We start from the raw sequence: 3,073 nt of genomic DNA on the forward strand, positions 1-3,073 counted from the left end.
CGTTTTTTACTGGAGAATTGAAGAGCATGAAGATCGATATCTTAACAATTTTTCCTCCGCTTTTTGCCGGTTTTTTAAGCGAGAGCATGATGAAAATCGCTCAAGAGAAAAACCTCATGCAGGTTAAGGTGCATGACCTTCGCGATTGGACCGTGGACAGGCATCGGCAGGTAGACGACGTGCCGTATGGCGGGGGATTCGGAATGGTGATGAAGCCGGATCCGTTTTATAAGGCGGTCCTTGATATAGGGGCGCCGGGGAGCCTTGAGGAAATCAGGCAAAGGGCGCGGATTGTGCTCTTTACACCGCGTGGTAGAATCCTAAAACAAGATCTAGTTGAAGAATTCTCGCGGGAAGAGCATATTATTATGCTGTGCGGGCGATATGAGGGTATTGACGAGCGGGTTCATAAGCACGTTGCAACGGATGAGATTTCGCTCGGCGATTTCGTGCTTTCCGGGGGGGAGATACCGGCGATGGCGCTGACCGAGGCGGTTACACGGCTGAAACCGGGGGTGCTGGGTGCTGAGGAGTCGCTCGTCGAGGAGAGCTTTGTGGAGGGACTACTCGAGTATCCTCAGTATACAAGGCCTGCTGAGTTCATGGGGTGGAGCGTGCCGGAGGTGCTGCTCTCGGGGCACCACGGGGAGATCGCCAAATGGCGCCGCAGGGAACGTCTTAAGGCGACCTTACTAAGAAGACCCGATTTGCTTGATAAAGCACGGCTCTCCGAACAGGATTTGCGGTACCTTAAGGAGCTGGAGGATTAGATCGATAAAGCTGACGGCTGATAACTAAAAGCTGTAAGCTATTAAATTGTTGCTATATAAAGTTGATTTCGCTATAATTTGAATGTTATGCCAAGAAGGAGGATATAATGAATCGCATAGAAAGCCTTGAAAGAGCACAGCTTAGAGATGATATACCAAGTTTCGGCCCTGGGGATACCGTTAAGGTTCACTATAAGGTTGTCGAGGCGGGACGTGAGAGAACACAGATGTTTCAGGGGGTTGTCATAAAGAAACAGAACGGCGGCCTCAGGGAGACATTTACCGTACGCAAGATCTCGTTCGGCATCGGTGTCGAAAGGACATTTCCTATTCATACGCCAAAGATCGCGAACATCGAGGTCCTCTCAAGGGGTAAAGTACGGCGTTCGAAACTCTACTACCTGAGGGAGAAAATCGGCAAAAAAGCCCGCATCAAAGAGAAGAGATACTAATTTATTGAAAAGTTTGTAGCGGAAGAGAGCGCGACTATGTCCGATAGCGAGAAGGCTAATGACGATTCGGGCATCGATTTGGCCGATTCGGTCGTTAGCGAACCGAAAGAAATAGAAAGAAAACCGGAGGGCAAGGACTCTTTTGTATCATTCGTAAAAGAGCTGCCCGTCCTGGTAATAACGGCTGTAGTAATAGCGTTTGTAATAAAATGGCTTGTAGTGCAGCCTTTTTACATTCCTTCGGGCTCGATGGAGCCCACGCTTATTCCGGGTGACAGGGTTCTGGTCAGCAAGTTTATCTACCGGTTCGTTCAACCGAAGCCGGGGGATATCATCGTCTTTATCGCACCAAACGGTGACGGGCGCGACTTTATCAAGAGAATCGTGGCCACCGGGGGCGATACGGTCGAGGTCAAAGAGGGCGAGCTTTATATAAACGGTAAGCCGTCGAAAGGCGACTACAAGACCATGCCGGGGGATTACAGCAACTTTCCGGCGACGAAAATCCCGAAGGGACGTGTTTTTGTTATGGGGGACAATAGGCCGAACTCGATGGATGCCAGGGTGTTCGGGCCGCTCGATGAAAACGCGATTTTAGGCCGGGCGTTTATGGTCTATTGGCCGTTCGACCATATGAAACTGTTGAATTAGCTTTTAAACTTTCAGTATATATTTACATTGATTTGATCTTCTATGGGTTTCTCCGAGTACACGATCGCTGAGATTAAGACTATGCTGGGCCAAGCAGGAGCGGGTGAGCGCGCGCGTCTTGCGTCGCAGCTTGGAAACGATCCCCGCCAGGGGGTTCAGAGACTACTGACTTCCTATCACAATAAAATCAAGCGGTTTGAGGCCGAGGATGCCAGGCAGAATGAACTGTCTAAGTACGAAAGAGCGCTTCATAAGCAGGGCTTTACTCTGATAGCCGGGGCCGATGAGGCGGGCAGGGGGGCGCTGGCCGGGCCGATTGTCGCTGCGGCGGCCATCCTTCCAAAGGGTGCAAAAATCCCCGGGCTGCGTGACAGCAAACTGCTCAGCCCGGAACAACGTGAAGACATGTATGGGAAGATAGTCGACGTGGCCGTAACATGGAAGGCGGTGCGTATCGAGCATCATCAAATAGATGCGCACGGTATCCAATGGGCGAATTTTCAATCTCTCGAGCAGGCGGTGCTAGGTCTTGAACCGCCGCCGGACTACGTGCTTCTCGACGCATTCGATATAAAAACCCTCGAAATCCCACACCTGGCGATCGTAAAGGGAGATCGGCTGTCGCTCTCGATTGCGGCGGCATCGGTGATCGCAAAGGTAACGCGGGACCGTATTATGCGCGAGTATCATAACGACTACCCGGATTACGGGTTCGATCAGCATAAGGGTTACGGGACACAGCCGCATATCCGTGCCCTTGAGGAGTGCGGTATCTCCCCGATACACCGCACATGCTTTATGCCGGTCGCGGAATACGAGCAGCTGCGTTTTTAGGTAACAGCTGCGAGAGTATCTTTACAATTAAATACCTAATAGGTGCCCGCGAGGGAGAATAGGGAACCGGGTGAGAATCCCGGGCGGACCCGCCACTGTAATGGGGAGTCGCTTACAGAAGCCACCTTTGTCGAGATTGGGAAGGCGTAAGCGCAGTGAACCTAAGCCAGGAGACCTGCCTGTTAGGACGTATTGTTTGCTCGGTGTTAAGCAAGCATTACTGGGAATGAAGGTAAAGTTCTCAGCATTAAAGCTGGGGACTTTTTATTTTTGGCGCGCCCAGCTTAGCTGGGCCGCACTTGCGGGTGAAAGTCCCGTTCCGGTAACCACCAAGGGGCCGGATAGCTAATCCCGGTGCGTCGCAGT

At 51.6% G+C, this 3,073-nt stretch carries 4 protein-coding genes and 1 riboswitch; all 4 genes read left to right on the top strand.

The window, feature by feature from the left end; genetic code table 11:
- The first annotated feature begins 26 nt into the window (after positions 1-26).
- The 4 genes from trmD (at position 27) to ACYC56_RS13880 (ending at position 2,707) form a co-directional block, all read left to right on the top strand.
- On the top strand, positions 27-770 hold the full coding sequence (gene trmD / locus ACYC56_RS13865) for a tRNA (guanosine(37)-N1)-methyltransferase TrmD (RefSeq protein ID WP_461374766.1): 744 nt from the start codon (positions 27-29) through the stop codon (positions 768-770).
- Positions 771-877: 107 nt separating this feature from the next.
- Positions 878-1,222 carry a 50S ribosomal protein L19 gene (gene rplS / locus ACYC56_RS13870; RefSeq protein ID WP_461374763.1) on the top strand — a complete coding sequence of 115 codons (345 nt, stop codon included), beginning with the start codon at positions 878-880 and terminating at the stop codon, positions 1,220-1,222.
- 36 nt (positions 1,223-1,258) lie between these two features.
- Positions 1,259-1,873 (top strand): signal peptidase I, encoded by a 615-nt coding sequence (gene lepB / locus ACYC56_RS13875; RefSeq protein WP_461374764.1) that lies wholly within the window; start codon positions 1,259-1,261, stop codon positions 1,871-1,873.
- Between the two features lie 42 nt (positions 1,874-1,915).
- On the top strand, positions 1,916-2,707 hold the full coding sequence (locus tag ACYC56_RS13880) for a ribonuclease HII (protein WP_461374765.1): 792 nt from the start codon (positions 1,916-1,918) through the stop codon (positions 2,705-2,707).
- A gap of 23 nt (positions 2,708-2,730) precedes the next feature.
- A riboswitch (cobalamin riboswitch) is annotated at positions 2,731-2,904 on the top strand.
- The last annotated feature ends 169 nt before the right edge of the window (positions 2,905-3,073 follow it).

It is taken from the genome of Candidatus Aquicultor sp. (genome assembly GCF_054640775.1).